Origin of the sequence: Micromonospora sp. WMMD1102 (assembly GCF_029626265.1) — a bacterium.
Classification (GTDB): domain Bacteria; phylum Actinomycetota; class Actinomycetes; order Mycobacteriales; family Micromonosporaceae; genus Plantactinospora.
Map to the genome: position 1 here is coordinate 3,447,613 of NZ_JARUBN010000001.1, position 23,064 is coordinate 3,470,676.

20 protein-coding genes are annotated in these 23,064 nt (G+C 72.7%); 5 read left to right on the forward strand and 15 right to left on the reverse strand.

The annotated features are described in order from the left end of the window. Positions 1 to 85 precede the first annotated feature (85 nt). Genes O7626_RS15395 through O7626_RS15415 form a run of 5 tightly spaced genes read right to left on the reverse strand, consistent with a single transcriptional unit; the run spans position 86 to position 5,369 of the window. Positions 86 to 763, reverse strand: coding sequence for an ATP-binding cassette domain-containing protein (locus tag O7626_RS15395; RefSeq protein WP_278061846.1), 678 nt, complete (start codon positions 761 to 763; stop codon positions 86 to 88). Next, positions 760 to 1,794: an ABC transporter ATP-binding protein gene (locus tag O7626_RS15400; protein WP_278061847.1), complete on the reverse strand. Its 1,035-nt coding sequence runs from the start codon at positions 1,792 to 1,794 to the stop codon at positions 760 to 762. The genes O7626_RS15395 and O7626_RS15400 overlap by 4 nt, the downstream gene beginning before the upstream one ends. Beyond that, complete coding sequence (locus O7626_RS15405; protein WP_278061848.1) at positions 1,791 to 2,765, reverse strand: ABC transporter permease; 975 nt, start codon at positions 2,763 to 2,765, stop codon at positions 1,791 to 1,793. Before O7626_RS15405 ends, O7626_RS15400 begins: the two co-directional genes overlap by 4 nt. Further along, on the reverse strand, positions 2,758 to 3,801 hold the full coding sequence (locus O7626_RS15410; RefSeq protein WP_278061849.1) for an ABC transporter permease: 1,044 nt from the start codon (positions 3,799 to 3,801) through the stop codon (positions 2,758 to 2,760). Before O7626_RS15410 ends, O7626_RS15405 begins: the two co-directional genes overlap by 8 nt. Next, a complete protein-coding gene (locus O7626_RS15415; protein WP_278061850.1) occupies positions 3,771 to 5,369 on the reverse strand; it encodes an ABC transporter substrate-binding protein in 1,599 nt (532 codons plus the stop codon). The genes O7626_RS15410 and O7626_RS15415 overlap by 31 nt, the downstream gene beginning before the upstream one ends. A gap of 252 nt (positions 5,370 to 5,621) precedes the next feature. Here O7626_RS15415 and O7626_RS15420 point away from each other — a divergent pair, with 252 nt between their 5' ends. Further along, positions 5,622 to 6,062, forward strand: coding sequence for a hypothetical protein (locus tag O7626_RS15420; protein ID WP_278061851.1), 441 nt, complete (start codon positions 5,622 to 5,624; stop codon positions 6,060 to 6,062). Positions 6,063 to 6,076: 14 nt separating this feature from the next. On the opposite strand, the gene O7626_RS15425 is transcribed toward O7626_RS15420, so the two are convergent. The 5 genes from O7626_RS15425 to O7626_RS15445 all read right to left on the reverse strand — a co-directional run bounded on the left by O7626_RS15425 (position 6,077) and on the right by O7626_RS15445 (position 10,144). Then, positions 6,077 to 6,568, reverse strand: a complete 492-nt coding sequence (locus tag O7626_RS15425; RefSeq protein WP_278061852.1) for a DinB family protein — start codon at positions 6,566 to 6,568, stop codon at positions 6,077 to 6,079. Positions 6,569 to 6,685: 117 nt separating this feature from the next. After that, positions 6,686 to 7,459, reverse strand: a complete 774-nt coding sequence (locus O7626_RS15430) for an NAD(P)H-binding protein (RefSeq protein ID WP_278061853.1) — start codon at positions 7,457 to 7,459, stop codon at positions 6,686 to 6,688. A gap of 157 nt (positions 7,460 to 7,616) precedes the next feature. Then, positions 7,617 to 7,997 carry a nuclear transport factor 2 family protein gene (locus O7626_RS15435; RefSeq protein WP_278061854.1) on the reverse strand — a complete coding sequence of 127 codons (381 nt, stop codon included), beginning with the start codon at positions 7,995 to 7,997 and terminating at the stop codon, positions 7,617 to 7,619. Between the two features lie 184 nt (positions 7,998 to 8,181). Further along, on the reverse strand, positions 8,182 to 8,565 hold the full coding sequence (locus tag O7626_RS15440; RefSeq protein WP_278061855.1) for a signal peptidase I: 384 nt from the start codon (positions 8,563 to 8,565) through the stop codon (positions 8,182 to 8,184). A 121-nt stretch (positions 8,566 to 8,686) separates the two neighbouring features. Then, complete coding sequence (locus tag O7626_RS15445) at positions 8,687 to 10,144, reverse strand: hypothetical protein (protein ID WP_278061856.1); 1,458 nt, start codon at positions 10,142 to 10,144, stop codon at positions 8,687 to 8,689. A 268-nt stretch (positions 10,145 to 10,412) separates the two neighbouring features. On the opposite strand from O7626_RS15445, the gene O7626_RS15450 reads away from it, so the two are divergent. After that, positions 10,413 to 11,366 (forward strand): DUF3500 domain-containing protein, encoded by a 954-nt coding sequence (locus O7626_RS15450; RefSeq protein WP_278061857.1) that lies wholly within the window; start codon positions 10,413 to 10,415, stop codon positions 11,364 to 11,366. Between the two features lie 20 nt (positions 11,367 to 11,386). Here the strand turns inward: O7626_RS15450 and O7626_RS15455 are convergent, their stop codons facing one another. From O7626_RS15455 to secA2, 3 genes are all read right to left on the reverse strand, one after another. Continuing rightward, a complete protein-coding gene (locus O7626_RS15455; protein ID WP_278061858.1) occupies positions 11,387 to 11,893 on the reverse strand; it encodes a DUF2231 domain-containing protein in 507 nt (168 codons plus the stop codon). A gap of 102 nt (positions 11,894 to 11,995) precedes the next feature. Beyond that, positions 11,996 to 12,730, reverse strand: coding sequence for a GAF and ANTAR domain-containing protein (locus O7626_RS15460; RefSeq protein WP_278066175.1), 735 nt, complete (start codon positions 12,728 to 12,730; stop codon positions 11,996 to 11,998). Positions 12,731 to 12,972: 242 nt separating this feature from the next. Further along, entirely contained in the window at positions 12,973 to 15,267 is a 2,295-nt protein-coding gene (gene secA2, locus O7626_RS15465) for an accessory Sec system translocase SecA2 (RefSeq protein WP_278061859.1), read from the reverse strand. Positions 15,268 to 15,557: 290 nt separating this feature from the next. Here secA2 and O7626_RS15470 point away from each other — a divergent pair, with 290 nt between their 5' ends. The 3 genes from O7626_RS15470 (at position 15,558) to ctaD (ending at position 19,991) form a co-directional block, all read left to right on the forward strand. Further along, on the forward strand, positions 15,558 to 16,565 hold the full coding sequence (locus tag O7626_RS15470) for a glucosyl-3-phosphoglycerate synthase (protein WP_278061860.1): 1,008 nt from the start codon (positions 15,558 to 15,560) through the stop codon (positions 16,563 to 16,565). Positions 16,566 to 16,632: 67 nt separating this feature from the next. After that, positions 16,633 to 17,820: a glycosyltransferase gene (locus O7626_RS15475; protein WP_278061861.1), complete on the forward strand. Its 1,188-nt coding sequence runs from the start codon at positions 16,633 to 16,635 to the stop codon at positions 17,818 to 17,820. A 140-nt stretch (positions 17,821 to 17,960) separates the two neighbouring features. After that, positions 17,961 to 19,991 (forward strand): cytochrome c oxidase subunit I, encoded by a 2,031-nt coding sequence (gene ctaD, locus O7626_RS15480; RefSeq protein WP_278061862.1) that lies wholly within the window; start codon positions 17,961 to 17,963, stop codon positions 19,989 to 19,991. A 132-nt stretch (positions 19,992 to 20,123) separates the two neighbouring features. Here the strand turns inward: ctaD and O7626_RS15485 are convergent, their stop codons facing one another. After that, positions 20,124 to 21,260 (reverse strand): SigB/SigF/SigG family RNA polymerase sigma factor, encoded by a 1,137-nt coding sequence (locus O7626_RS15485; RefSeq protein WP_278061863.1) that lies wholly within the window; start codon positions 21,258 to 21,260, stop codon positions 20,124 to 20,126. A 246-nt stretch (positions 21,261 to 21,506) separates the two neighbouring features. After that, complete coding sequence (locus tag O7626_RS15490) at positions 21,507 to 22,907, reverse strand: hypothetical protein (RefSeq protein ID WP_278066176.1); 1,401 nt, start codon at positions 22,905 to 22,907, stop codon at positions 21,507 to 21,509. Between the last annotated feature and the right edge of the window lie 157 nt (positions 22,908 to 23,064).

A 23,064-nucleotide genomic window follows, 5' to 3' on the forward strand; every position in this document is an offset into this window, starting at 1 on the left:
GGACGGGCACTACCGGACGCCACCGTCGACCGTGGACGGCCGCTACCGGACAGCTCGTCGATCGGAAACCGGCGCTGCCGGAACGTCAACCTCGACCGTGGACCGGCAGGTCGACGACCCGGTCCGCCCAACGGGTCAGCAACGCCGGGTCGTGCGTGACGAGCAGGACGCCGGCCCGGTGGGTCCGCTGGTAGTCGGTGATCACGGTGGCGACGTGTGCCTGGGTGGAGGCGTCGAGCATCGCGGTGGCCTCGTCGCAGAGCAGGTAGTCGGGACGGTGCGTGAGGGCCCGGGCGAGGCAGGCCCGCTGGAGCTGGCCGTCGCTCACCGCGTGCGGTCGCCGGTCGAGCAGGTCGGGAGTGAGTCCGACCAGGTCGGCGAGTTCGGCGACCCGCGGCCGGATCCCGTCCTCGGGGTGCCGGGTGGCCCGGAGCGGCTCGGCGATCAGGTCGGTCAGGCTCAGCCGTGGGTCGGCGGCGGCCCGGGGGCTCTGGAAGAGCACAGCGATCCGGGTACGCACGCCGGCCGGTACCGCGTACCTGGTGCCGGTGACCGGGGTACCGTCGACCGTCACCCGTCCCCGGTCCGGCCGGTGCAGCAGGGCGAGCACCCGGACCAGAGTGGACTTTCCACCGCCGGACGGTCCACGCAGTCCGACCGTCTCACCTCGTCCGACGCTCAGGTCCACCCCGTCGAGGACCACCTGCCGGCGGTACCCGGCGGTGACCTGCTCGGCGCTGAGCTGCTCCGGTGCACCGCTCACGATCCGCCCCCGACGGTGACCGGGTGGTGGCAGGCGACCATCCCGCCGTCGTGCGCCGCGCCGTACGCCGCCAGCGGGGGTTGCCGCTCACAGGCATCGGTGGCGTACCCACAGCGGGCGGCGAAGGCGCAGCCGTCCGGCAGGGCGGTGAGCATCGGCGGATGCCCGGTTACGGCCCGGAAGGCGCGATCCGGCAGCGCGTCGAGCAGTGCGGCACCGTACGGGTGGGCGGGCGCGGCGAAGAACCGATCGCCGGGCCGGTGCTCGACGACGCGGCTGGCGTACATCACCGCCACGGTGTCGGCGACCCGTTCGGCGGCGGCGAGGTCGTGGGTGATCAGCATGACGGACTTTCCGCTGTCGCACCTGCGGCGCAGCAGGTCGAGAGTGTGCGCCACGAGCGGCCGGTCCAGTCCGCTGGTGGGTTCGTCTGCGATCAGCAGAGTCGGGTCCGGGGCGATGGCGAGCGCGGTGACCAGGCGTTGCGCCATGCCGCCGGAGAGTTCGTGCGGATACCGGTCCAGGTCGTCGGCGTCGAGTCCGACCTCGGCGGCGACGCGTTCCGCCCCGGCCACGGCCTCGGCCCGGCCGTGCCCGTGCGCCCGGAGTGTCTCCTCGACCAGTCGCCGGCCGGTACGCACCGGGTTGAGTGCGGTGGCCGGACTCTGCGGCACCAGCCCGACGAGCCGGCCGCGTACCCGGGTGGCGAGCGTCCGTTCGCCGCAGCCGACCAACTCGACCGGCCCGCCCACGGCCGTCGGGTCGCCGGGCGGGTGCAGCCGGGCCTGGCCGGTGACGGTGGCGTTGCGGGGCAGTAGGCCGAGCAGGGCGTGCGCCAACACCGACTTGCCGCAGCCGGACTCGCCGACCACGGCCAGCAGCTCGCCGGGGCGGATGCGCAGGTGCAGGTCGGTGACGGCGTGCACGGTCGCGTCCCGGAGCCGGAACCGGACGGTGAGCCCGTCGACGTCTAGCACGGGGGCGGCGCCGGGCCGGCCGGTCGGGGCGGTGGTGGCCGCGTCGGTGCTCACAGTTGCAACTCCGCTCGGACGCGGGGATCGAGACGGTCCCGCCAGCGCGCGGCGACCACCGCGATGGCCAGGGTGACCAGCACGATCGCCGCCCCCGGGGCGAGACTTGCCCACCAGGCACCGGCGAGCAGCGAACCCTGCCCGTCGTTGATCATGTTGCCCAGCGAGGCGAGGTGCGGCGGCAGACCGAGGCCGAGGAAGGAGAGCGCGGTCTCGTGCCAGACGGCGTGCGGGATCATCAGCGTGACGGCCAGCGCCAACCGGGGCAGTACGTGCGGCAACAGGTGCCGGGTCAGCACCCGCAGCCGGCTGGCGCCGCCGTTTACTGCCGCGTCGACGAACGGCCGGTTCCGCAGGCTCAGCAGCTCGGACCGGACGATCCGGGCGGTCGAGAGCCAGTGGGTGAGCCCGATCGAGGCGATCACCGCGCCGAGGCTCGGCCGGAGCATCGCGACGATGAAGATGCCGAGAAGCAGGTGCGGCAGGGCGGCGACGGTGTCCACGATCCGCATCAGTACCCGGTCGACCCGGCCGCCGACGGTGCCGGCGATCCCGCCGACGACGCCGCCGATCACGGTGGCGACGAGTGCGGCGACCGCACCGACGAGCAGCGAGACCCGCAGCCCGTAGAGGGCCCGGTGCGCGACGTCCCGGCCGAGGTCGTCGGTGCCGGCCGGATGGGTCCAGGACGGCGCCAGCCGGGTCCGGTCGAGCGCGACGGCGCTCTGGTCCAGCGGCCAGAGCAGCGGGGCGAGCAGGCAGGCGGCCACCGCCGCCAGCAGCACCGTGCCGGCCACGACGACACCAGCCCGGCCGGTGCTCAGCCGCAGCCGGGCCCGCCAGCCGGCGATGCGGGGACGGGAACCCGAACGGTTGCCGTCGGGGCTGGGGCGGGCGCCGTCGGGACGAGAGCTGGTGCTGTCGGGGCCGGGGCGGGCGCTGTCGGGGCTGGGGCGGGTCAGTTCAGGCATCGAGGCTTACCCGGGGATCGGCGGCGGCGTAGCCGAGGTCGGCGGCGAGGTTCGCGGCCAGCACCACGACGGTGGTCAGCAGGGTGATCGCGGCCAGCAGCGGGAAGTCGCTGCCGAGCGCGGCCTGCACGGTGACCGCGCCGAGTCCGGGCAGCGAGAAGACGGTCTCGACGAGCACCGCGCCGCCGACGAGTTCCGGCAGGTGGGTGCCGACCAGGGTGAGGAAGGGCAGCAGCCCGGTACGCAGGGCGTGCCCGAACAGCACCGTGCGGCCGGGCAGGCCCCGGGCTCGGGCGGCGAGCACGTGGTCGTCGCGGAGACTCTCCGCGACCGCGTCCCGGACGAAGAGCACGAACCACGGGGCCTGGGAGATCGCCAGCACGCCGACCGGCAGCACCAGGTGGTGCGCGACGTCGCGCCACGACGTGCCGGTGGCGGTCACGTCGGTCAACCCGCCGGCCGGCAGCCAGCCCAGGGCCAGCGCGAAGAGGGCGATGGCGGCCAGGCCGATCCAGAAGACCGGCATCGACTGCACGGCGTAGGCCGCCGCCCGCAGGGCACGGTCGAAGAGCCCACCCCGGCGGTACGCGGCCAGCGAGCCGAGCAGCAGACTCGCCACGAGTACGACGCCGAGCGCCGCCCCGACCAGCAGCAGCGTCCAGCCGGCCCGACTCGCGACAACCGAGCCGACCGCCTCGTGTCGACTCGTCGACCAGCCCAGGTCGCCACGGAGCAGGTTGCCGACCCAGCGCAGGTACTGCACCGGCAGCGGATCGTCGACTCCCCAGTTGGCCCGGAGCTGTGCCAGGTTCTCTTCGCTGGTGGTGAACGCGGCGGCTCCGGCGTACTGCTTGGCCGGGTCGATCGGGGAGGCGGCGCCGAGGGCGAACATGCCGACGCTGGTGGCGACGAGCACCGGTACCGCGACCAGCAGCCTGCGCCGGACCACCGCACCCGCCCCGGCCAGCCGGTGCCGGCGGCGGCTCCGGCCCGGGGTCGTCCGGGTCACCGCCGGGTCCAGGTGTTGACGTTCCACCAGAGGCTGTTCGCCACGTCGTGCTCGTGCGCCTCGACCCGGGGCGTCACGCCGTCGATCGAGTCCCGCAGCACGTAGGTGTGCTTCAGATAGGTCAGGTACACCCACGGCACGTCGGCGGCGAGCTGCTGCTGGAACGTCGCGTACGCCGCCCTGCGCCGGACCGGGTCGGACTGGTCGCGCCCCTGCTGCAACGCCTGGTCCACGACGCTCGACCGGTAGTGCCCGGGGTTGAAGTACCCCTGCCCGGCGAACCGGGAGCCGAAGAGCTTGTAGGAGACGAAGTCCGGGTCGTACGGGGTGCCGTACCCCATGATCAGTGCGTCGGAGTTGAGCCGGGGGTCGATCGCGTCCCAGGTGAGGCCCTCGGGGGTGATCTCGATGCCGACCTTCCTGGCATCGGCGGTGACCGCCAGCGCCAGTTCCTTGCGCAGGCTGTCGCTGGCCGGGTACATCAGGGTGAACCGGGCCGGGCGGCCGTCCCGGGCCCGGATGCCGCCCGCGCCGGGCGTCCAGCCGGCGGCGTCGAGCAGGGCGGTGGCGGCGGCCGGGTCGGCGGTCGGCTTCCCGGCGACGGACGGCTCGGCGTACTCCGAGCTGGGCGGGACGGGGCCGTAGGCCGACTCACCGGAACCGGCGAGTACCCCGGAGACCATCGCGGCCCGGTCGACGGCGAGGTTGAGCGCCCGCCGGATCGCCGGGTCGGCGGTGACCGGGTTGCCCATCGGCAGCATCACGCCCCGGTAGTCGGCGGTCGGCACCCGCTCGACCCGGTAACCGGGGCTGCCGTCGAATCCGGCGGCGAGTTTCGGCGCCAGTTCGGCGGCGTCGAACTCGCCGGCCCGCATCCGCTGGGCCCGGATGTTGTCGTCGGCGACGAACGCCACCACCAGCCGCCGGTTGGTCGGCCGGCCGCCGAAGTAGCCGTCGTTGGCGGTGAGCACCAGCCGGTCACCGGGAATCCAGGACTCCATCCGGTAGGGCCCGGTGCCGACCGGCTTCCGGTTGAACCCGACCTTGTTGACGTCCTGCCCGCTCAGCGCCTTCGCCGGCACGATGCCGAGGGTGAGCCGTTGCAGGAACGGCGCGTACGCGTGGCGGAGCCGGAACACCACCGTGGCCGGGTCGGTCGCCTCGACCGATCGCAGCATCTCCAGGTCGGAGCGGAGCGTCGAGTCCACCTTCGGGTCCAGCACGGCCCGGTAGGTGAAGACGACGTCGTCGGCGGTGAGCGGCGTACCGTCGTGGAACAGCACCCCGGGGCGGAGCTTGGCGGTCACCGTCCGGCCGTCGGTCGAGACCGTCGGCACCTCCGTCGCGAGGCCGGGCACCAGCCGGTTCTGCGCGTCCCGGGCGACCAGGCCGTCGAAGATCAGCGAGGCGCCGTCGACGCCGTAGTTCAGCACCGGGTTCAGCGTGTCCGGCTCGCCCGCGGTGGCCAGCACGAAGGTGTCGCCGGCCGCCGGTGCTCCGGGGGTCGTCGGTGCCGAGCAGGCGGCGACGGCGAGCAGGCCACCGGCGGCGGCCACCGCCACCAGTCGTCGGACGGTCGGACGGAACCGGATCACGGAACTCTCCCAGGCAGGTCGGCGGCGGACGCGACGGTCTGGCCGACTCACCCGTGCCGGAGGTTGTCGACGGCCTCGGGTGATCACGGTGGCAGAGTTGCAAAGCTTTGGCAACAACGACAGATGGGCTTTAAGCTGATGATCTTGTGCTGGTAACCGAAAAGTCAGAGGACGAGCCGGTACTGTGCTTGACTCGGGCGGAAGGTCGATGCCGCGCGGCGCCTTGACGAGCCGCCTCGGAAGGATGAGCCGATGGACGGGACGTCTGTTCAGGCGCTGAAGGACGAATACCGCAGCAGCGGCGCCCGGACGGGGATCAGGCTCAGTGACGAGGAGATGCGGCGGGTGATGGCCCTCCTTCCGCACCAGGAACCGGTCGTGCGGACACCGGCCGAGGAACTCCGGTACGTCGAGGGTCTGCTGCGGTTGCCGCTCGGGTCCGTCACCGACTTCTCCGTCATCCCCGCGTCAGGCCGGTCCACCTGCGCCTGCGGTCGCACCCCGACCGCGATGGACATCGTCGCGTACGCCGTCGAGCACCGGGTGCACGACGAGCGACTCCTCCGGGACACCGTGCTGGGCGTGCACAACGTCTTCGAGTTCGCCGACGAGGGACGCGCCGCGCCCTGTCACGGCTGTGGACGCGAGTTCCTCGCCGCCTCCTACTGGACGAGGAACTACCTGTACGCCTGATCCCGGCCGACGCCCTACCCGCCGCGCCTGACGTCGAGCAGGTGGTGCTCGCCCTCGTGCACGGTGTGCCGGCCCACCCACAACATCGTCCGGACCTGCGGCTCGGGAAACGGATAACTCCCGGTTCGGTTCAGCTCCGCCGGGCCGAGCCGGTCGAAGGCGTCGGCCAGCTCCCCGGCGGCGGTGCCGAGTTCGTCGAGCACCACCGCCGGATCCTGCTCGTTGTACGCCTCCGTGACCGCCCGCTCGTCACGGCCCATCGGGATGAACTCCGGTTCGTCCACCTCCAGTGCCAGGGCCAGCCGTTGCCGCTGCACCCGGAAGACGTCCCGGACGTGGCAGGTGTACTCCAGCGGCGACCAGACCCGCTCGGCCGGGCGCCGTCGCGGGTCCCGGACCGCACCGAGCCCGGCGGAATAGCGCGGCCCGAAGCCGCGGAGCCGGTCCGGCAGCGCATCCGCCGGCACCGAGGAATAGTCGAACCCGCACTCGTCGCAATGCTCCACGACCGCCAAGCGTACGGTGGCAGCCGGCGCCCGCCCGGTTCGGGCGATTCGCTGCCGAGGCCGGCGAGGCGCCGCCGGGTTCGGCGAGGCGCCGGCACCTGGCAGACCCGAAGCGGCTCAGCCCCGCTGTGCCAGGCGCTCGGCGAGGAACTCCTCCCAGGTGCGCTTGCCCATCGTCGCCCCGTCGAGGCTCAGGTTGGCACCGGCCCGGTAGGCCCGGCCGGCCCGCCCCGGAATCCGGACCGGCAGCATCGGCCGGCGACTCCCGGTGGCCCGCAGGTAGCTCCGGGACAGCTCGGCCACGCCGTACACGGTCGGGCCGACCAGGTCGGGGACCCGGCCGGCGGGCGCGGCGAGCGCCAGGTCGACCAGCCGGGCCGCCACGTCGCGGGCGTCGACCGGCTGGAGGCGCATCCCGCCGGGAGCCAGCAGCACCGGCAGCTTGGTCAGGGTACGCACCAGGTTCAGCACGAAGTCGTGGAACTGTGCGGCCCGCAGCACCGTCCACGGCACCGCGCCGGCGGCGACCGCCTGCTCGGCCGCCAACTGGGTACGCAGGAAGCCCAGCGGGACGCTGTCCGCTCCCACCACCGAGATGTGCACCAGGTGCCGGACGCCGGCCTCGGAGGCCGCCCGGACCAGGTGCCCGGTCGCCACGTCGTCGCCCTTCGGCCCGCCCGCCAGGTTCAGCACGGTCTCGACACCGTCCACGGCCGGCCCGATCCCCTCCCCCTTGAGCAGGTCGCCGGTCAGGTACTCGACGCCGTCACCGTCCGGCCGGGCCCGCCGGCTGAGCACCCGCACCTGACGGCCGCTCCCCCGCAGCAGCGGTACGACGAGCCGGCCGAGGGTGCCGGTGCCGCCGGTAACCAGAACAGGTGAGGTGGTCATCGTCTTCTCCAGGTCCGTCCGGCCGGGAGTCCGCTCCCGGAGGCCCAGCGCCGATCGCGTGGGTCTACCGGGGTGACACCCGGGGAGCCGCGGATGTGACCGGTGGGCCCGGGGCCGGCCAGGTGACCCCCGGCACACTCCGCCCGTCGGGGCTGGGTCAGACCGGGCTGACGTGCGCCGCCAGCAGCCGCCACCCGGCACCGTCGACGTGGATCCAGGTCCGGGTGTACCGGACCCGGGCGGTGAACGGCGTGCCGGCCAGCGTCCCGGCCAGGGTGCCCAGGAACCAGCTGACCCCGGTCTCCCCGTCGACCAGGACGGCCAGTTCCTCCTCGGTGACCTCGGTCAGCGTCTGCTCACCGCTGCGGTGCACCCGCAGGTCGTCCTGCTTGCCGTAGAGCCGTCCGTCCGGGCCGGTGAAGACGAGCCGCTCGTCGATCAGGCGGTCCAGTTCGGTCACGTCCGAGGCGAGCTGGGCGGCCTGTAGCCGCCGCTCGGCCGTACGCAGCGCCTCGACCCGGGATTCCTCGTCCGGCATCCGACCCCTCCTGCACCGTCGTCCCACCCAGGGCACGTGTTTCCCCGAGGCACGTTGTTCCTCCGAAGGGGGCGCGCTCCGCCGAAGCACGTGCTTCCCCGGCGTGCGCGCTCCGCCAAGGCACGTGCTCCCCCGAGGCACGTGCCGCGATCCAGCCTCGACCAGCCGCTGCGACTTCGACTGGTCAGCTGCCGGGGTGGCCGGCGGGCACCCGGTAGCCGGCTACCGACGGCCAGCGGACGGTGAGCACCACCGCCGGCTCCGGGGCCAGCCAGGAGTGGTCGACACCCGGTCCCCAGACCACGTAGTCACCGGGTTCGGCCAGCACGACCGTACGGTCCCGCAGCTCGACGTGGAAGCGGCCGGAGACCAGTACCAGCAGGGCCGTACGCCGCTCCCCCGTGACCCACTCGGCCCGGGTGTCGCCGGCCGGGTGCACGCCCCACTTGACCTCCACCTCGGCGCTGTGCCGGACGTCCAGACCGGGCGGCATGAAGTGGCCGAGCAGCCAGCCGCCGTTGTCCGCACCGTCGGCGCCCGCCTGCCCGACGTAGATGCCGTCCCGCACCGGCCCTCCCTCTCGCACACCGGTCGGGCAAGCTATCACGGGCGGCCGGAGCGGGAACGGCCCGGTCCCCCGAGTTGGGAGACCGGGCCGCCCGGTGCCGCTGGGCCGCGGCGGTGGCTGGTTACCAGTTGCTGCCCAGGAAGCTGGGCTGGCTCTGCACGTTCAGCTCCTTGAACCGGGTCAGGTGCGCCGACCAGATCCGCCAGTCGCGCAGCTCCAGTACGTCCAGGCCCTTTTGGATGTCGCTGGAGTAGATGTGGCCGTTGTACCAGTACGCCGACCACGAGCCGCCGATGATCCGGCGGTCGGTCGAGAGCGGGCCGCGCTCCCAGTAGGCGATCTCGACCGGCCGGGCCGAGTTGGTGAAGTCGAACACCGAGATGCCGCCCTGGTACCACGCCTGGACCATGATGTCCCGCCCGAGCACCGGGATCAGCGACCCGTTGTGCGCGACGCAGTTCTCCAGGGTGGTGTTCAGCCGGGGGATCTTGTAGTAGCTCTTGAAGACCAGGTTGCGGCCGTCGCCCCGGCCGGCGATGTCGTAGATGGCGTTCGCGCCCCGGGTCGGGGCGATGGTCTCGAGGCAGGTCGCACCGGAGCCGCCGCCCAGCTCGTCGGTGAAGACCACCTTGCTGCCGGTGTTGTTGAACGTCGCCGAGTGCCAGAACGAGAAGTTCACCGTGTCGCGTACCCGGTTGATCACTCGGGGGGCCTCGCGGTTGGCGATGTTCAGCAGGATGCCGTCACCCATGCAGGCGCCGGCGGCCAGGTCCTTGCTCGGGTAGACGGTGATGTCGTGGCAGCCGCTGGTGGTCGAGCTGCCGTTGCCGCCGGGGTTGCCACCGTCCGGGAAGAGGTTCGGCACCGCCACGATCGCGGCCTGGGTCGGCTTCTTCAGCGGCACCTTGATGATCGAGATCGAGTCGTGCGGCGGCGCGCAGCCGGCGTAGGTGTTCGACGGGCCGTACGACGCCACGTAGATGTAGACCGACTTCTTGTCCTTGCTCGGCACCAGGGTGTGGGTGTGCGAGCCGCAGGCGGTCTGGACCGACTTGATGTAGCGCGGGTTGCGCTTGTCCTTGATGTCGAAGATCTTCATGCCCTCCCACACCGTCGCGCTGCTGGAGACGCCGGTGCTGGCGCACGAGTCGTCGCTGCGCGGCGAGTCGGTGGAGAGGAACAGCAGGTCACCGTAGACGGAGATGTCGTTCTGCGATCCCGAGCACTGCACCTGGGAGACGATCGACGGCCGGGACGGGTTCTTCACGTCGTAGATGACGAAGCCCTCGTAGTTGCCGGCGAAGGCGTACCGGCCCTGGAAGGCGAGGTCGGAGCCGAGCGCGTTCTCGGCGGCGAAGGTGCCCTGCTTCGGGATGTTGGCGATCTGGCGGAGGTTCGGGCTGCTGGTGATCTCGTCCACGCCCGGTGTTGCGGCAACGTCCGATGTGGTCTGGCTCGTCGCGGCTACTGGTTGGGCGTTGCTTGCCGGAGCGACGGCAACGCTCGCCACCAGGAGGGAGAGAGCGGCAAGCCCGACGATCCGGAGTCGCCGCGGCCCTTGTGGGGAGAGTCGGAACATCTGGCGGCACCCTTCGAAAGGGGTTGACGGTTGTGCACACCTTACTTGGAACGGGTGTACGTCGATGTGACTTGAGTCACAACATTAACGATCAAGGAACTTCTTCCGATCATCTTCCGACCGGACCCGGTCCACAAGACACTTAACGAGCCGGCAATGCCCTGGACGAGCCCGCCGAGAACGGCTCCAAGCTGGACCGACGACCCGGATCGGCAGCGACGACGCGGACCGGCCGACGACGCCGGCCGACGACCGGTATACAGAGAGGATGCGCAACACCACGCTGGCCGGACAGATGCGGGCCGCCGCCACCGCGCTCCTGGACGCGCTACCGGGGCCGGCCCGGGCGCTGGCCGCCCGCCCGTTCAGCGACTCCGCCGACCGGCGGTGGATCGAGTACCGGCCGCTACCCCGGCCCGGGGCCTGCCTGGCCGACCTCGACCCGACCGGCCGGAAGGCGACGCACCGGCTGCTGGCCACCGCGCTGAGCCCACACGCGTACGCGCAGGCGGCCACCATCATGGCCCTGGAGGAGGTACTCGACCGGCAGGAGGAGTGGCGGCGGGGCCGGCACAGCGACGACTACCGGGTGGTGGTCTTCGGCGATCCGGCCCGGGACGACCACTGGTCCTGGCGGTTCGAGGGACACCACCTGTCGGTGACGATGACCGTCGCAGGCGACCGCGTCTCCCCGGCACCGGTCTTCCTGGGCGCCAATCCGGCGACCGTGAGCTACGCGGGCCGGCCGGTCAGCCGGCCGCTGGCCCCCGAGGAGGACCTGGCCCGCGCCCTGCTCGACGCCATCGGTCCGGACGGCAGGGGCACGGCGGTGGTCGCCGACCGGGCCCCCGCCGACATCCGCAGCGGCACCCGGGCCCGGTTCGACAGCCGGATCGAACCGCTCGGGTTGCGCCGTGGCACGCTCGGGCCGACCGGCCGGGCGATGCTCGACCAACTCGTCGCGCTCTACCTGGACCGCTTCCCGCCCGAACTGTCCAGACAGGAGTCCACCCGGGTGGCCCGGGGCGACCTCTACTTCGCCTGGGAGGGCTCGACCAGGCCCGGTGGACGGCACTACTACCGCATCCAGGGCGAGGACCTGCTCGTCGAGTACGACAACACCAGCGAGGAGGGCAATCACGCGCACACGGTGCTCCGGCGCCCGCGCAGCGACTTCGGCGCCGACCTGCTCGCCGAACACCGGGCCGCCGGACACCCCTGACCGACCGGAGCAGCGGAAACTCAGCCGCGACGGCGTCGGCCGAACCCGCCGGCCACCGAGGTCGCGGGCGGGCCGAAACCGTCGAACGTGGTCGGTTCGCCGCGCCCCTGGTCGAACTGCCGGACCAGACTGGCCCCGAGCCGCACCCCGGCCGCGCCGAACAGCAGACCGAGCACCTCGACCACGAGCAGGCCGCCGCTCGCGCCGTGATCCGGCACCCCGGAGCGGATGAGGCAGGCGAAGACGAAGAGCACCGCCACGGCGCCGTTGAGCAGGTTGAAGATCACTGCGGTACGCCGGGTCGGATCGCCCGGCACGTCCCACAGGTCCACCATGCCGGCCGCCGTGGCGAGGCCGGCCGCGACCAGCGCCGCCACCGTCGTCCAGTAGCCGGCCAGTCCCAGGAAGACCGGAGCACCGAGTACGTCGGCCAGGTCGAAGACCGTGGCGCAGACGAACAACCCGAACGGGAAGGTCACCAGCATCGGCTGGACCGGATGCCCGTGCACCCGCAGGCGGCTCTGCATGGTGACGCCTCCCGGTCTCGCTCCTCGACCAGCCTCCAGCGTGCTACCCCCGGGCCGCCCCGCCGAAACGGCGCACCGCAGGTCACGGGCCACGGTGGAGGGTCAGGTGGCGTGCCGCCGGGCCACCGAGGTGACCAGCCGCTCGGCCACGTCCCGGAGCGGGATGCCGAGCGCGGCCGAGGCGGAGCGCAACACCTTCAGCGCCTCCGTGGCCGGACAGCCACGTTGGGTCATGATAACCCCGACCGCCTGGTCGACGACCTGCCCGGCCGTGAGCACCTCGGTCGGGTCCGCGTCACCCGCCTGCCGGGAACGGTCCCGGACGGCGCCGAGCAGCAGCCCGGCGTGTTCGGCGAGCAGCATCGCGGTGAGCTGTTGACTGGCGCTCAGCACGCCGGGCTCCCGGGCGTAGAGGTTGATCGAGCCGACCACGTGCTCGTCGACGTCCACCGGTACGGCCAGCACCCCGCGTACGCCGAGGTTCAGCGCCCGGACGGTCCACGGCCGCCAGCGGGTCTCGGTGCGCAGGTCCGCCGACCAGACCAGTTCCCGGGAGCGGATCGCCGTCATCGCCGGCGCGTCGTCGCCGTGCCGCAGGTCGTCGAGGTCGCCGAGCCGGGGCTCCGAACCCGCGACCGAGGCGGGCGCCCCGGCCCGCAGTACGGTGACCCCGCACCAGGTCACCTCCGGGATCGCGTCCCGGACGGTGCGTACCAGCCGGTCCAGCGCGGCGTCGAAGTCGTCGCTGGTGATCAGTCCGGCAGTCACTTCGCGGAGCAGGGCGGCGGTCTCCAGCACGCCCGGGGCCTCGGTCGACGGCTCCGTCGTCGTCCTCAGCCTCAGCACCGCTCCGAAACCTCCACCACCGCGGTCGCCGCGGTGCGTCCGGTTCGCGCCATCGCCTCTGCCATCGTCGCCTCTCCCCCGCCGTTTCCGATCCCCCGCCGGTACGGACCTGCGCTACTACCCGACCGCCGGGCGGACAAACCACCCGTTCCAGGAAGAGAACGATCCCGCCCGGCCCGGGGTTGCCGTCAGCCTTCCGACGATCAACCCCGGGATCCGGTGCGGTCACGCCGTCAGCGCGGGCCGGATCCCAGCCGGCGTCCGACGGCGGCGATCAGGCGGTCGAGTTCCGAGCCGAACGGGTTGTCGTGCACCAGGTATGTCCAGGTGGCACTCGGCCGCGCCAGCTCGCCCTCATCCGGCTGCCAGTCGTCGTCGAACTCGTTCTCCTCGAAGGTCTCCACCGTGCGGGTCTCGATCTCCGGCACCAGCGCGTTGAACGCCGGCACCGCGGAGCGGTGGAACTCGTCGAGCGGGTCGAGCCGGCCCAGCGCCCGCAGGTGCACGCCCTCGCGCACCTCGGAGAGTTCGGCCAGGTGGTGTGCCCAGAGCCGGTCGAGGTGGTAGAGGGCGATCGACCGGGCGATCCGGGAGAGCAGCTCCTCGTCCATCTCCTTGGCCCGGTCGGGGAAGCGCTCGGTGAGCATCTGCGCCGCCACCTCGCTGGTGAGCAGCCGCTCCCGGCGCTCGGCCAGCGCCTTGCGCTGCTGCTCGATCACCACGCTGTACCGCCAGGTGTTGCGGTGGATCTCGTGGTTGACGCCCTCGGCGATCCGCTGGGAATGCTCGATGGCGAAGTCGACCTGCTCGTCGGTGACCAGACCGTCGGCGTTCATCCGGGGCGACGGCGGGATCGCGTCCGGGGCGTGCCGGACGACGAGGTCGTCCTCCAGGCTGACGAAGAAGACCGAGCGACCGGGGTCGCCCTGCCGGCCGGCCCGGCCCCGGAGCTGGTCGTCGACCCGCCGACTGTCGTGCCGGCCGCTGCCGATCACGAAGAGGCCGCCGAGTTCGGCCACCCGGTCCCGGTCGGCCTGGTCGCTGCCGCCCAGCCGGATGTCCACACCCCGGCCGGCCATCTGAGTGGAGACGGTCACCGCGCCGAACTTGCCGGCCTCGGCGATGATCGCCGCCTCCTCGGCGTCGTTCTTGGCGTTCAGCACCGTGTTCGGCACCCCCGCCTCGTGCAGCGCCTCGGCGAGCCGCTCCGACTCCTTCACGTCCAGGGTGCCGACCAGCACCGGACGGCCGCTCTCGTGCTGCTCCCGGATCTCCTCGATCAGGGCTTCTTCCTTCTCGCCCCGGGTGGCGTAGATCCGGTCCGGGTCGTCGATCCGGATGCAGGGGGTGTTCGACGGGATCACCGCCACCTCGAGCGAGAAGAACTCCCGCAACTGGTCGCCGACCAGCACCGCCGTGGCGGTCATCCCGCAGACGGTCCGGTAGAGGGCGACGTACGCCTGCACGGTGATGGTGCCCAGCACCTCACCCTCGGCGGTGGCGTCCAGCCCCTCCTTCGCCTCCACGGCCGCCTGGAGCCCGTCCGGCCAGCGGCGGCGCTGGGCGACCCGGCCGCGCATCTCGTCGATCAGCTCGACCCCGTCGTTGCGGACGATGTAGTCGACGTCCCGGTGCAGCAGGGCGTGCGCGTGCAGGGCCACGTTGACCGCGGAGAGCTGCTCGACGTGCTCGTCGTCGTAGAGGTCGACGCCGCCGAGCCGGGACTCGACCTCGGCCAGGCCGGCGTCGGTGAAGGCGACGCTGCGGCCGTCGTCGGCCACCGTGTAGTGCCGTCCGGAGCGCAGCCCGCGGACCACCGAGGCGGCCTGGTGCACCGGGTCCTGCTCGCCCGGCACCGCACCGGCCAGCACCATCGGCACCCGGGCCTCGTCGATCAGGATGGAGTCCGCCTCGTCCACGATCGCCGTGGTCAGCGGGGGCTGCACCCGGTCGTCGATGTCGGTGACGAGCTGGTCGCGGAGGAAGTCGAAGCCGGCCTCGCTGACCGAGACGTAGGTGACGTCGCAGGCGTACGCCGTCTGGCGCTCCTCGCGGGTGGACGCCTCGGTCACCCAGCCGACGCGGAGACCGAGCAGCCGGTAGACCGGCTCCATCCACTCGGCGTCCCGGCGGGCCAGGTAGTCGTTGACGGTGAGCACGTGCACCGGCCCGTTGCCCCGGCGGACGTGCCCGTACGCCGCGATCGCCGCGGTCAGCGTCTTGCCCTCACCGGTGGCCATCTCGGCGACCTTGCCGGCCAGCAGCGACATGACGCCGAGCAGCTGGACGTCGTACGGCCGCTGGTCGAGACCGCGCCGGGCGGCCTCGCGGCCCACCGCGCAGATCTCGACGAAGTCCTCGGCCCTGCCGGCCGCCTCGGTCAGCTCGGCGTCGTCCAGCTCGGTGAGTTCCTCCTCGCGCGCCTCGATCGTGGGCAGCAGCTTCTCCAGCGGCGCCAGATCAACTGTGGTGCCCGGACGCTGGAGGAAACGCCGGACCCTGGTCTTCAACCGTTGCGACACACCCATGACGGGCAACGGTACGCGAACTCTCCGCCAATGTGCGGCCCGGCCGGGCGTGCCGCGCCCGCTCCCGGCCGGGTCGGCTGGCCCGATGTCCGTACCGCCCGAGTGTGCCCGGATGGGCGGATTGTGAGCGGAGCGGTTCCCCTCCCGGCGGGCCGTCCCCTCCGGCGCGGTGCCGCCGGGCCGCTGGTCGGACCGGTCCGCGGACGGTTGAGCCGGTGGCGGCGGGGAAGGCTGTGGGGCTGCACCGGGCCTGGTCGGGCGCCGGTCGAGGCAGTGGGGGAGGTCGTCGCATGCCGCGCTCGCGTTCACCCGTGTCACCGGCGCTGGAGCAGTGGTCCACCCAACGGACCGGGGTGGCCGACCAGTGGACGGCGCGGCAGCTGGCGTACCTGAAGGGTGACCGCACGGTGAGCGTGGTCATCCCGGCCCGCGACGAGGAGACCACCGTCGGCGCCATCGTGGCGGCGATCCGGGCCTGCCTGGTCGAGCAGGTCGACCTGGTTGACGAGCTGGTGGTGGTCGACTCCCGATCAAGGGACGGCACCGCCCGGGTGGCGGCGGCGGCCGGAGCCCGGGTGGTCAGCCAGGACGAGATGACCCGGGGACTGCCCCGGCTGGACGGCAAGGGCGACGCCCTCTGGGCCGGGCTGGCCGCCTCCACCGGAGACCTGGTCGCCTTCGTCGACGCCGACCTGCGCGAGTTCCAGCCGCACTTCGTCACCGGCCTGCTCGGCCCGCTGCTCAGCGACCCGTCCGTGGCGTTCGTGAAAGGTTTCTACCACCGCCCGCTGGTCGGCGGCGGCGGCGTGGAGGCGGAGGGCGGCGGCCGGGTGACCGAGCTGGTGGCCCGCCCGCTGTTCAACCTCTTCTGGCCGGAGCTGGCCGGATTCGTCCAGCCGCTCGCCGGGGAGTACGCCGGCCGCCGGGACGTCCTGGAGCGGGTGCCCTTCGTCTCCGGCTACGGCGTCGAGACGGCGATGCTGATCGACCTGCTCGAACTCTGCGGGCTCGACGCCCTCGCCCAGGTCGACCTCGGCGAGCGGCTGCACCGGCACCAGGACACCGAGGCGCTCGGCCGGATGTCCGGGCAGATCATGCACACCGTCTGGCGGCGGCTCTGCCAGCGGGGCCTGGTCGAGGAGACTGCGCCGCCGGGGAACCTGCTGGTGCAGTTCCGCCGGGACGGCAGCAGCGCGCTGCCCAACCTGAACCGGGAGGTGGTGGTCAGCGACGTCTCCGTCCGGGAACGCCCCCCGCTGGCGGAGCTGCGATCCTCCGCCGGGCGTACGCCGGTATGACCGTGGGCACCGCCGGGGGCGGCGGTACGGACGGATCCGGGAGCGCGGGCGGGATCGGGGCGGACGGATGGCGCTGACCGTGCTGATGAACGCCGGCCCGTGGCTGCCGGTGCCGCCACCCGGGTACGGCGGGATCGAGAACGTCGTCGCCACGCTGGTACCGGAGCTGCGCCGGCTCGGCGTACGGGTGGTGCTCGCCTCGACCGGCGACGCCACACTGCCGGTCGACGAGCTGCTCTCGGTCTTCCCCGACGGCCAGTTCGGGGCGCTGCAACGGCCGTACAACCAGGTCTGCGGGATCTCGCAGGCGCACCTGAACGGGGTGGTCCGGGCGCTGCGCGAGCGGGACGACATCGACCTGGTGCACGACCACGTCGAGGCGGTCGGGCTGGCCGTACTTACCGCGATGGGCCCGAACAGCGGGCCGGCGCTGCACACTCTGCACTGGGATCTCGGCAAGCATCCGGACCTCTACGGCTATCTCGACGGCGGGGACCGGGTGCGGGTCAACGGCGTGTCGGCGGCGCAGCTCGCCCGGGCGCCGCGGGCGTTGCGGGACCACTCGGTCGGACACGTACACCTGGCCACCCCGCTGGCCGTGCACGCCGCGCGCCGGCCGCCGGTGCGCAAGTCCGGCCACCAGGTCATCCTCGGCCGGATCACCCCGGGCAAGGGGCAGCACATCGGGGCCCGGCTGGCCCACCGGGCCGGTTTCGACCTGGTGCTGGCCGGACCGGTCGGGCCGTACCGGCGGCCCGAGGAGCTGGCCGCCGCCGGACCGGAGGCGGGCCAGAACCCGGACGTGCGGTACTGGCGCGAGCAGGTCGCGCCGCTGGTGGACGGCGACCGGGTGCGCTGGGTCGGCACGGTGGCCGGTGCCGCCCGGGACGACCTGGTGGCGGCGGCCCGGGCCAGCCTCTTCCCGCTCTGCTGGGAGGAGCCGGGCGGCACGGCGGTGATCGAGTCGCTGGCGCTCGGCACCCCGGTGCTGGCGATCGGTCGCGGCTGCCTGCCGGAGCTGGTCGAGCACGGCCGGACCGGGCTGCTCGCCGACGACGAGGAGGGCCTCGCCGATCTGGTGTGGCAGGTCGGCGACCTGGACGAGCGGGAGTGCCGCCGGGAGGCCGGCAGCCGGTTCACCCCGACGACCATGGCCGAGCGCTACGTCGAACTCTACGAGCGGGTACGCGAATCGGCCGCCGGCCCGGCCGCCGCTCCGGCCGCCGGCCCGCCGGCCACCCCGGCGCCGCGGTAACCGCGCAGGCGGACGGTTAGCCTCTTTCACCCGTTAGGGGCAAGAAGTCGGTTAATTACTGTCGTGCCGGGTTTTGCCGGTGGAATACCGGGTAGCCGGCCCCTCGTCCTAGCCGCGATCAGGTACGGGGTGAGCGGGAAATGCCGAAACGCGTGGTCACCGAACCCGGACAGGAGCGTGGGCCGCTGGTCCTCGCCCCCGCCCGCTCGGGCGGCTACCCCGGCCCGGTGCGCCGGGCGGTCCGGGGCAGCACCCTGATCCGGCTGCTCGGCACCACCGACGCCAAGCAGATCGGCCTGCTCTACCTCGTCACGTCGTTCGGGTTCTTCGTCGTCGGCGGCGCGATGGCGATGCTGATCCGGGCCGAGCTGGGCCATCCGGGGCTCCAGTTCCTCTCCCCCGAGCAGTACAACCAGCTCTTCACCGCGCACGGCACGATCATGCTGCTGCTCTTCGCCACCCCGGTGGCGTTCGCCTTCGGCAACTACGTGGTGCCGTTGCAGATCGGCGCCCCGGACGTGTCGTTCCCCCGGCTCAACGCGCTGGCGTACTGGCTCTACCTGCTGGGCGGCTCGCTGGTGCTGGCCGGCTTCTTCACCCCGGGCGGCTCGGCCGACTTCGGCTGGACCGCGTACACCCCGCTGAGCCGGTCCGAGCACTCGCCCGGGATCGGCCCGGACATGTGGGTGATCGGCCTGGTCCTCTCCGGCCTCGGCACCATCCTCGGCGCGGTCAACCTGATCACCACCATCCTGACCCTGCGGGCGCCCGGGATGACCATGTTCCGGATGCCGATCTTCACCTGGAACATGCTCTTCACCGCCGTCCTGGTGATCCTGGTCTTCCCGCTGCTCGCCGCCGCGCTGCTGGCGCTCTACGCCGACCGGCGACTCGGGGCGCACGTCTACGACCCGGCCACCAGCGGACCGCTGCTCTGGCAACACGTGTTCTGGTTCTTCGGCCATCCTGAGGTCTACATCGTGGCGCTGCCGTTCTTCGGCATCATCACCGAGGTCATCCCGGTCTTCAGCCGCAAGCCGATCTTCGGCTACAAGGGGCTGGTCGTCGCCACCCTGGCGATCACGATCCTCTCGATGACCGTCTGGGCGCACCACATGTTCGGCACCGGTCAGGTGCTGCTGCCGTTCTTCGCCTGGCTGAGCTATCTGATCGCCGTACCGACCGGGGTGAAGTTCTTCAACTGGATCGGCACGATGTGGAAGGGACAGCTGACCTTCGAGACGCCGATGCTCTTCGCCGTCGGCTTCCTGGTCACCTTCCTCTTCGGCGGGCTCACCGGCGTGCTGCTGGCCAGCCCGCCGGTCGACTTCCACGTCACCGACACCTACTTCGTCGTCGCGCACTTCCACTACGTCCTCTTCGGCACCATCGTCTTCGCCGTCTTCGCCGGGGTGTACTTCTGGTTTCCCAAGATGACCGGCCGACTGCTCGACGAACGCCTCGGCAAGGTGCACTTCTGGACGATGTTCCTCGGCTTCCACGGCACCTTCCTGGTGCACCACTGGCTCGGCAGCGAGGGCATGCCCCGCCGGTACGCCGACTACCTGCCCACCGACGGCTTCACCGTGCTCAACACCGTCTCCACGGTCAGCAGCTTCGTACTCGGCGCCTCCACCCTGTTCTTCCTCTACAACGCCTGGAAGTCGTGGCGGTTCGGGCGCATGGTCGACGTCGACGACCCGTGGGGCTTCGGCAACTCGCTGGAGTGGTCGACCAGCTGCCCGCCGCCGCTGCGCAACTTCGACCGGCTGCCCAGGATCCGCTCGGAACGCCCCGCCTTCGACGAGAAGTACGGCCCGCTCGTCGCGGACCTCGGCCGCGACCTGCCGCAGCGGTCGACCCGACCGCCACAGCTGATCCGGGAGGAGTTGCACCACGAGCCCCGCCATCCGGAGACCGAGGCAGCCACCCGGGAAGGGGCGCACGGTGCCGAGGCTGCCGAGGCACACCATCCCCGGCCCGGTACCGGTGCCCGCCCGATCGAGGTGCCGGAGCCCGAGGAGGTACGCCGGCCGTCGTTCGAGCCGAGCCAGCCCGACGAGAACGCCGACAGCGCCGCCCGGGGCGGCCCGGAGAGCCCACGGTGGCGGACCGGACGCGCCTCCTCCGACGACGGCCAGCCGCCGGAAGCGGAGGAGGACGGCCGATGACCCGACCAGCCGCCGGAAGCGGAGGAGGACGGCCGGTGAAGACGGACGAACCACATACACTGCCCGGCGGCGGAGCACCGATTACGACAGGCGGCGTACCGAAGGAGGAACGGGCCGCCGGGACGCGGCCGGTCAGTCCGCCGGCAGCGCGACCAGGCCGGCGGCGCTGAGCGAATGCCGGACCACGGGTTGCGCCCGAGCCAGCCGCCACCGGACCCCGGCCCGATGCGCGGCGTCGCGACCGGCGACCAGCGCGGCCAGCGCCGGACCGTCCAGCTTCGCCACGTCGGTCAGGTCGATCGCCACCTCGGCCGGGTGCTGGTCGGCGACCGCCTCGACCACCACCTGCCGCAACTGCTCGGCGGTCTCCTGGTCGATCTCCCCGGTCACCTCGACCACCACCCGCTGGCCCACCTGGCGCACCTCGAGCCGGGCCGGTCCGCCGCCCGCCTCGGCCCCGCCGACCTGCCACGGTGCGGGCGAGTCGGCGAGCATCGCCTGGCGCAGCCAGGTGAGCGCCCGGGAGAGCAGCCGGGAGACGTGCATCTGCGAGATGCCGAACCGGGCGGCGATCTCGGCCTGGGTCTGGTTGCCGTAGAAGCGCATGGCGAGGATCCGCCGCTCCCGCCACGGCAGCCGGCCGAGCAGCCCGCTGACCGTCACCCGGTCGTCGACCGACTCCAGGTCGGTGTCGGACTCGCCGACCAGGTCGCCGAACTCCGCCGAACTCTCCCCACCGACCGGGGCGTTCAGCGACGCCGGGCTGTAGCCGGCCGCCGACTCCAGGGCGGCGAGGATCTCCTCCTCCGGCGTCTCTAGCCGGGCGGCCAACTCGGCCACGCTCGGCGAGCGGGACAGCTCGCTGGTCAGCGCCGCCGTCGCCTGGCCGACCTCCAGGATCAGGTCACGCAGCCGCCGGGGAACGTGCACCCCCCAGGTCCGGTCCCGGAAGTGCCGCTTGATCTCGCCGACGATCGTGATCGCCGCGTACGCGGTGAACGAGCCGCGTTCCGGGTCGTACCGGTCGACTGCGTTCACCAGGCCCAACCGGGCCACCTGCTCCAGATCCTCCAGCGGCTCACCCCGGCCCCGGTAGCGTCGGGCCAGCCGGCCGGCGAACGGCAGGGCGAACCGGACGAGGTCGTCCCGGGCCTCCTGCCGGCGTTCCGGTGGCAGGCCGGCGATCCTCGCCGCGTACGCCAGGGCGGCCGCGTCCAGGTCCTCCAGGCCACGCTCGGCCGGTGGTGTGGTGGTGATCTGTCCGTACATCCGCGCCTCCCTCAGGAAGGGCCCCCGCCCGGGATGCGATCCGGTCATCGGCGACGTACGGGACGACACCGCGCCGGAAGCGAACAAGTAACCGAACTGAACGGGCGGACGCCGCGAACCGCGTTGCGCAGCACGGTTGACCAGCTAGCAGTCAGCTGACCAGCTAGCAGTCAGCGTTCTTCCCGCCCTGTAGGTACTCAATCACGGGCGGTGACTTCTGCGAGGAGTTTTGCGATCAGGGCGGGGTCAGCAGACCAGCAGCCCCTGCGGAGTGCCGCTGGCCCGCAGCCCGGCCAGTGCCTCCACCACCCGCAGCGGGGCCGGCGCCGGCAGGTCGTACGGCTGGTTCCGGAGTACCTCGGTGGCGTGCCGGGTGGCCACCGAGGTCACCGGATAGCCCCGGGCGGCGACCCGGTCCACCGCCCGACGCCGGCGCCCGAACGAGGCCACCGCCAGCCACTGCGGCAGCCCGGCCAGCGCGGGCGAGCGCAGCCCCGGCGGCTCGGGCAGGACGTCCAGCGAGCTGAACGGGGTACTGCCGGCCAGCCACCACTCCGCCCCGGCCACGCTGCGGGTGGTGGCGTTCTCGCACCAGTACGGCACCAGGCCGGCCCGGAGCACCTGCCACGGGTCGATCAGCCGGCCGCACTCCACCACACAGCGGTCCCCGCTCTTGCCGGCCCCGCGCAGCCAACTCCGGTAGACGTCCGCCACCGCCGCACTCAGCGCGTCAGGGCCGGGGAAGAGCACCCGGTGCAGCGGGCTGCCGGCCTCGCGTACCCGGTCCAGCAGACTGCTCTCGAAACCGGGCTCGACGCCCTGTTCGGCGTACTCCGGGCGACCGCCCTGCGGCGCGTCCCAGCTCGCCCCGTCGCCGCCGGCCACCCGCAGCACCTGACCGAGCAGCTCGCTCTCCGGCCGGAAATCGGCCGGCTCCAGCCCGCTGACCGGCCCGCCGAGCTGGAAACTGTGCCCCTCCCCCGCGTCGGAGACCGGCCAGGTGCGCACGTCGCGCAGCAGCAGCACCGGAGCACCCGGCGCCAGCCGGCTGCCGAGGAACTCCCGGTACGCCTCCGGCAGCCGGCTCCAGCGGACCACCAGCGACACCGTCGAGCCGGCCAGTACGCCCCGACCGGCCGGATCGTGCACCTGCCGCACCCGTACCCCCGGGTTGTTCCCGATCAGCCGGGTCGCGATCCGGGCGCCGAAGCCGGCCGCCTCGACCGGTCTGTCCACCCGCCCGCCCGGCCACTGCACCGACACGTCGAAACCCGCCGGCAGCCACGGCACCCCCATCGCGGTGGCCAGGTGCACCGCCCCGCCGTGCGGCGAGCCCAGCACGACGCCGGGATACCAGCGCGGCGGGTAGTGCTCGGCGATCCACCGGGCGACCCGGTCGGCGTCGAGCGCCCCGGCCTGCTCGGCGGTGAGCGCGGCCCGGGTCGCGGCCCGGGCCAGCGCGGACCGGCGTACCGCCTCCGGCGCACCCCGGAAGCGCGACAGCAGCGGGTGGTAGCCGAGGTCGGCACAGTCCCGCCCGCGGACCGCCCGGGACGCCACGGCCAGCAGCACCCGGCCGGCGCTCTCCGGTGACACGACGCGGTCCGGTGGGAGACCGGGCCCGTCCGCGGCCAGCCACTCCTGCATCTCCCGCACCCGGCTCACCTCCCTCGTCCGCGTGCGCCGCGCCTTCCCGTCCCGATCGCGTTCAAACAGGCGGTCAGCAACCTGCCGGGCGCAATCCGGAGGCCCGACGGTTATGTCCGGGCCGGTGCCACCCCCGTCCGCCACGCCCGGGGTGGCT

What these genes read in the sequence shown, in the direction of transcription:
- O7626_RS15405 (WP_278061848.1), bottom strand. Translation starts at nt 2,765, where the DNA reads ATGCCTGAACTGACCCGCCCCAGCCCCGACAGCGCCCGCCCCGGCCCC.
- O7626_RS15420 (WP_278061851.1), top strand. Translation starts at nt 5,622, where the DNA reads ATGGACGGGACGTCTGTTCAGGCGCTGAAGGACGAATACCGCAGCAGC.
- O7626_RS15430 (WP_278061853.1), bottom strand. Translation starts at nt 7,459, where the DNA reads ATGACCACCTCACCTGTTCTGGTTACCGGCGGCACCGGCACCCTCGGC.
- O7626_RS15435 (WP_278061854.1), bottom strand. Translation starts at nt 7,997, where the DNA reads ATGCCGGACGAGGAATCCCGGGTCGAGGCGCTGCGTACGGCCGAGCGG.
- O7626_RS15445 (WP_278061856.1), bottom strand. Translation starts at nt 10,144, where the DNA reads ATGTTCCGACTCTCCCCACAAGGGCCGCGGCGACTCCGGATCGTCGGG.
- O7626_RS15450 (WP_278061857.1), top strand. Translation starts at nt 10,413, where the DNA reads ATGCGCAACACCACGCTGGCCGGACAGATGCGGGCCGCCGCCACCGCG.
- O7626_RS15455 (WP_278061858.1), bottom strand. Translation starts at nt 11,893, where the DNA reads ATGCAGAGCCGCCTGCGGGTGCACGGGCATCCGGTCCAGCCGATGCTG.
- secA2 (WP_278061859.1), bottom strand. Translation starts at nt 15,267, where the DNA reads ATGGGTGTGTCGCAACGGTTGAAGACCAGGGTCCGGCGTTTCCTCCAG.
- O7626_RS15470 (WP_278061860.1), top strand. Translation starts at nt 15,558, where the DNA reads ATGCCGCGCTCGCGTTCACCCGTGTCACCGGCGCTGGAGCAGTGGTCC.
- O7626_RS15475 (WP_278061861.1), top strand. Translation starts at nt 16,633, where the DNA reads ATGGCGCTGACCGTGCTGATGAACGCCGGCCCGTGGCTGCCGGTGCCG.
- ctaD (WP_278061862.1), top strand. Translation starts at nt 17,961, where the DNA reads ATGCCGAAACGCGTGGTCACCGAACCCGGACAGGAGCGTGGGCCGCTG.
- O7626_RS15485 (WP_278061863.1), bottom strand. Translation starts at nt 21,260, where the DNA reads ATGTACGGACAGATCACCACCACACCACCGGCCGAGCGTGGCCTGGAG.
- O7626_RS15490 (WP_278066176.1), bottom strand. Translation starts at nt 22,907, where the DNA reads ATGCAGGAGTGGCTGGCCGCGGACGGGCCCGGTCTCCCACCGGACCGC.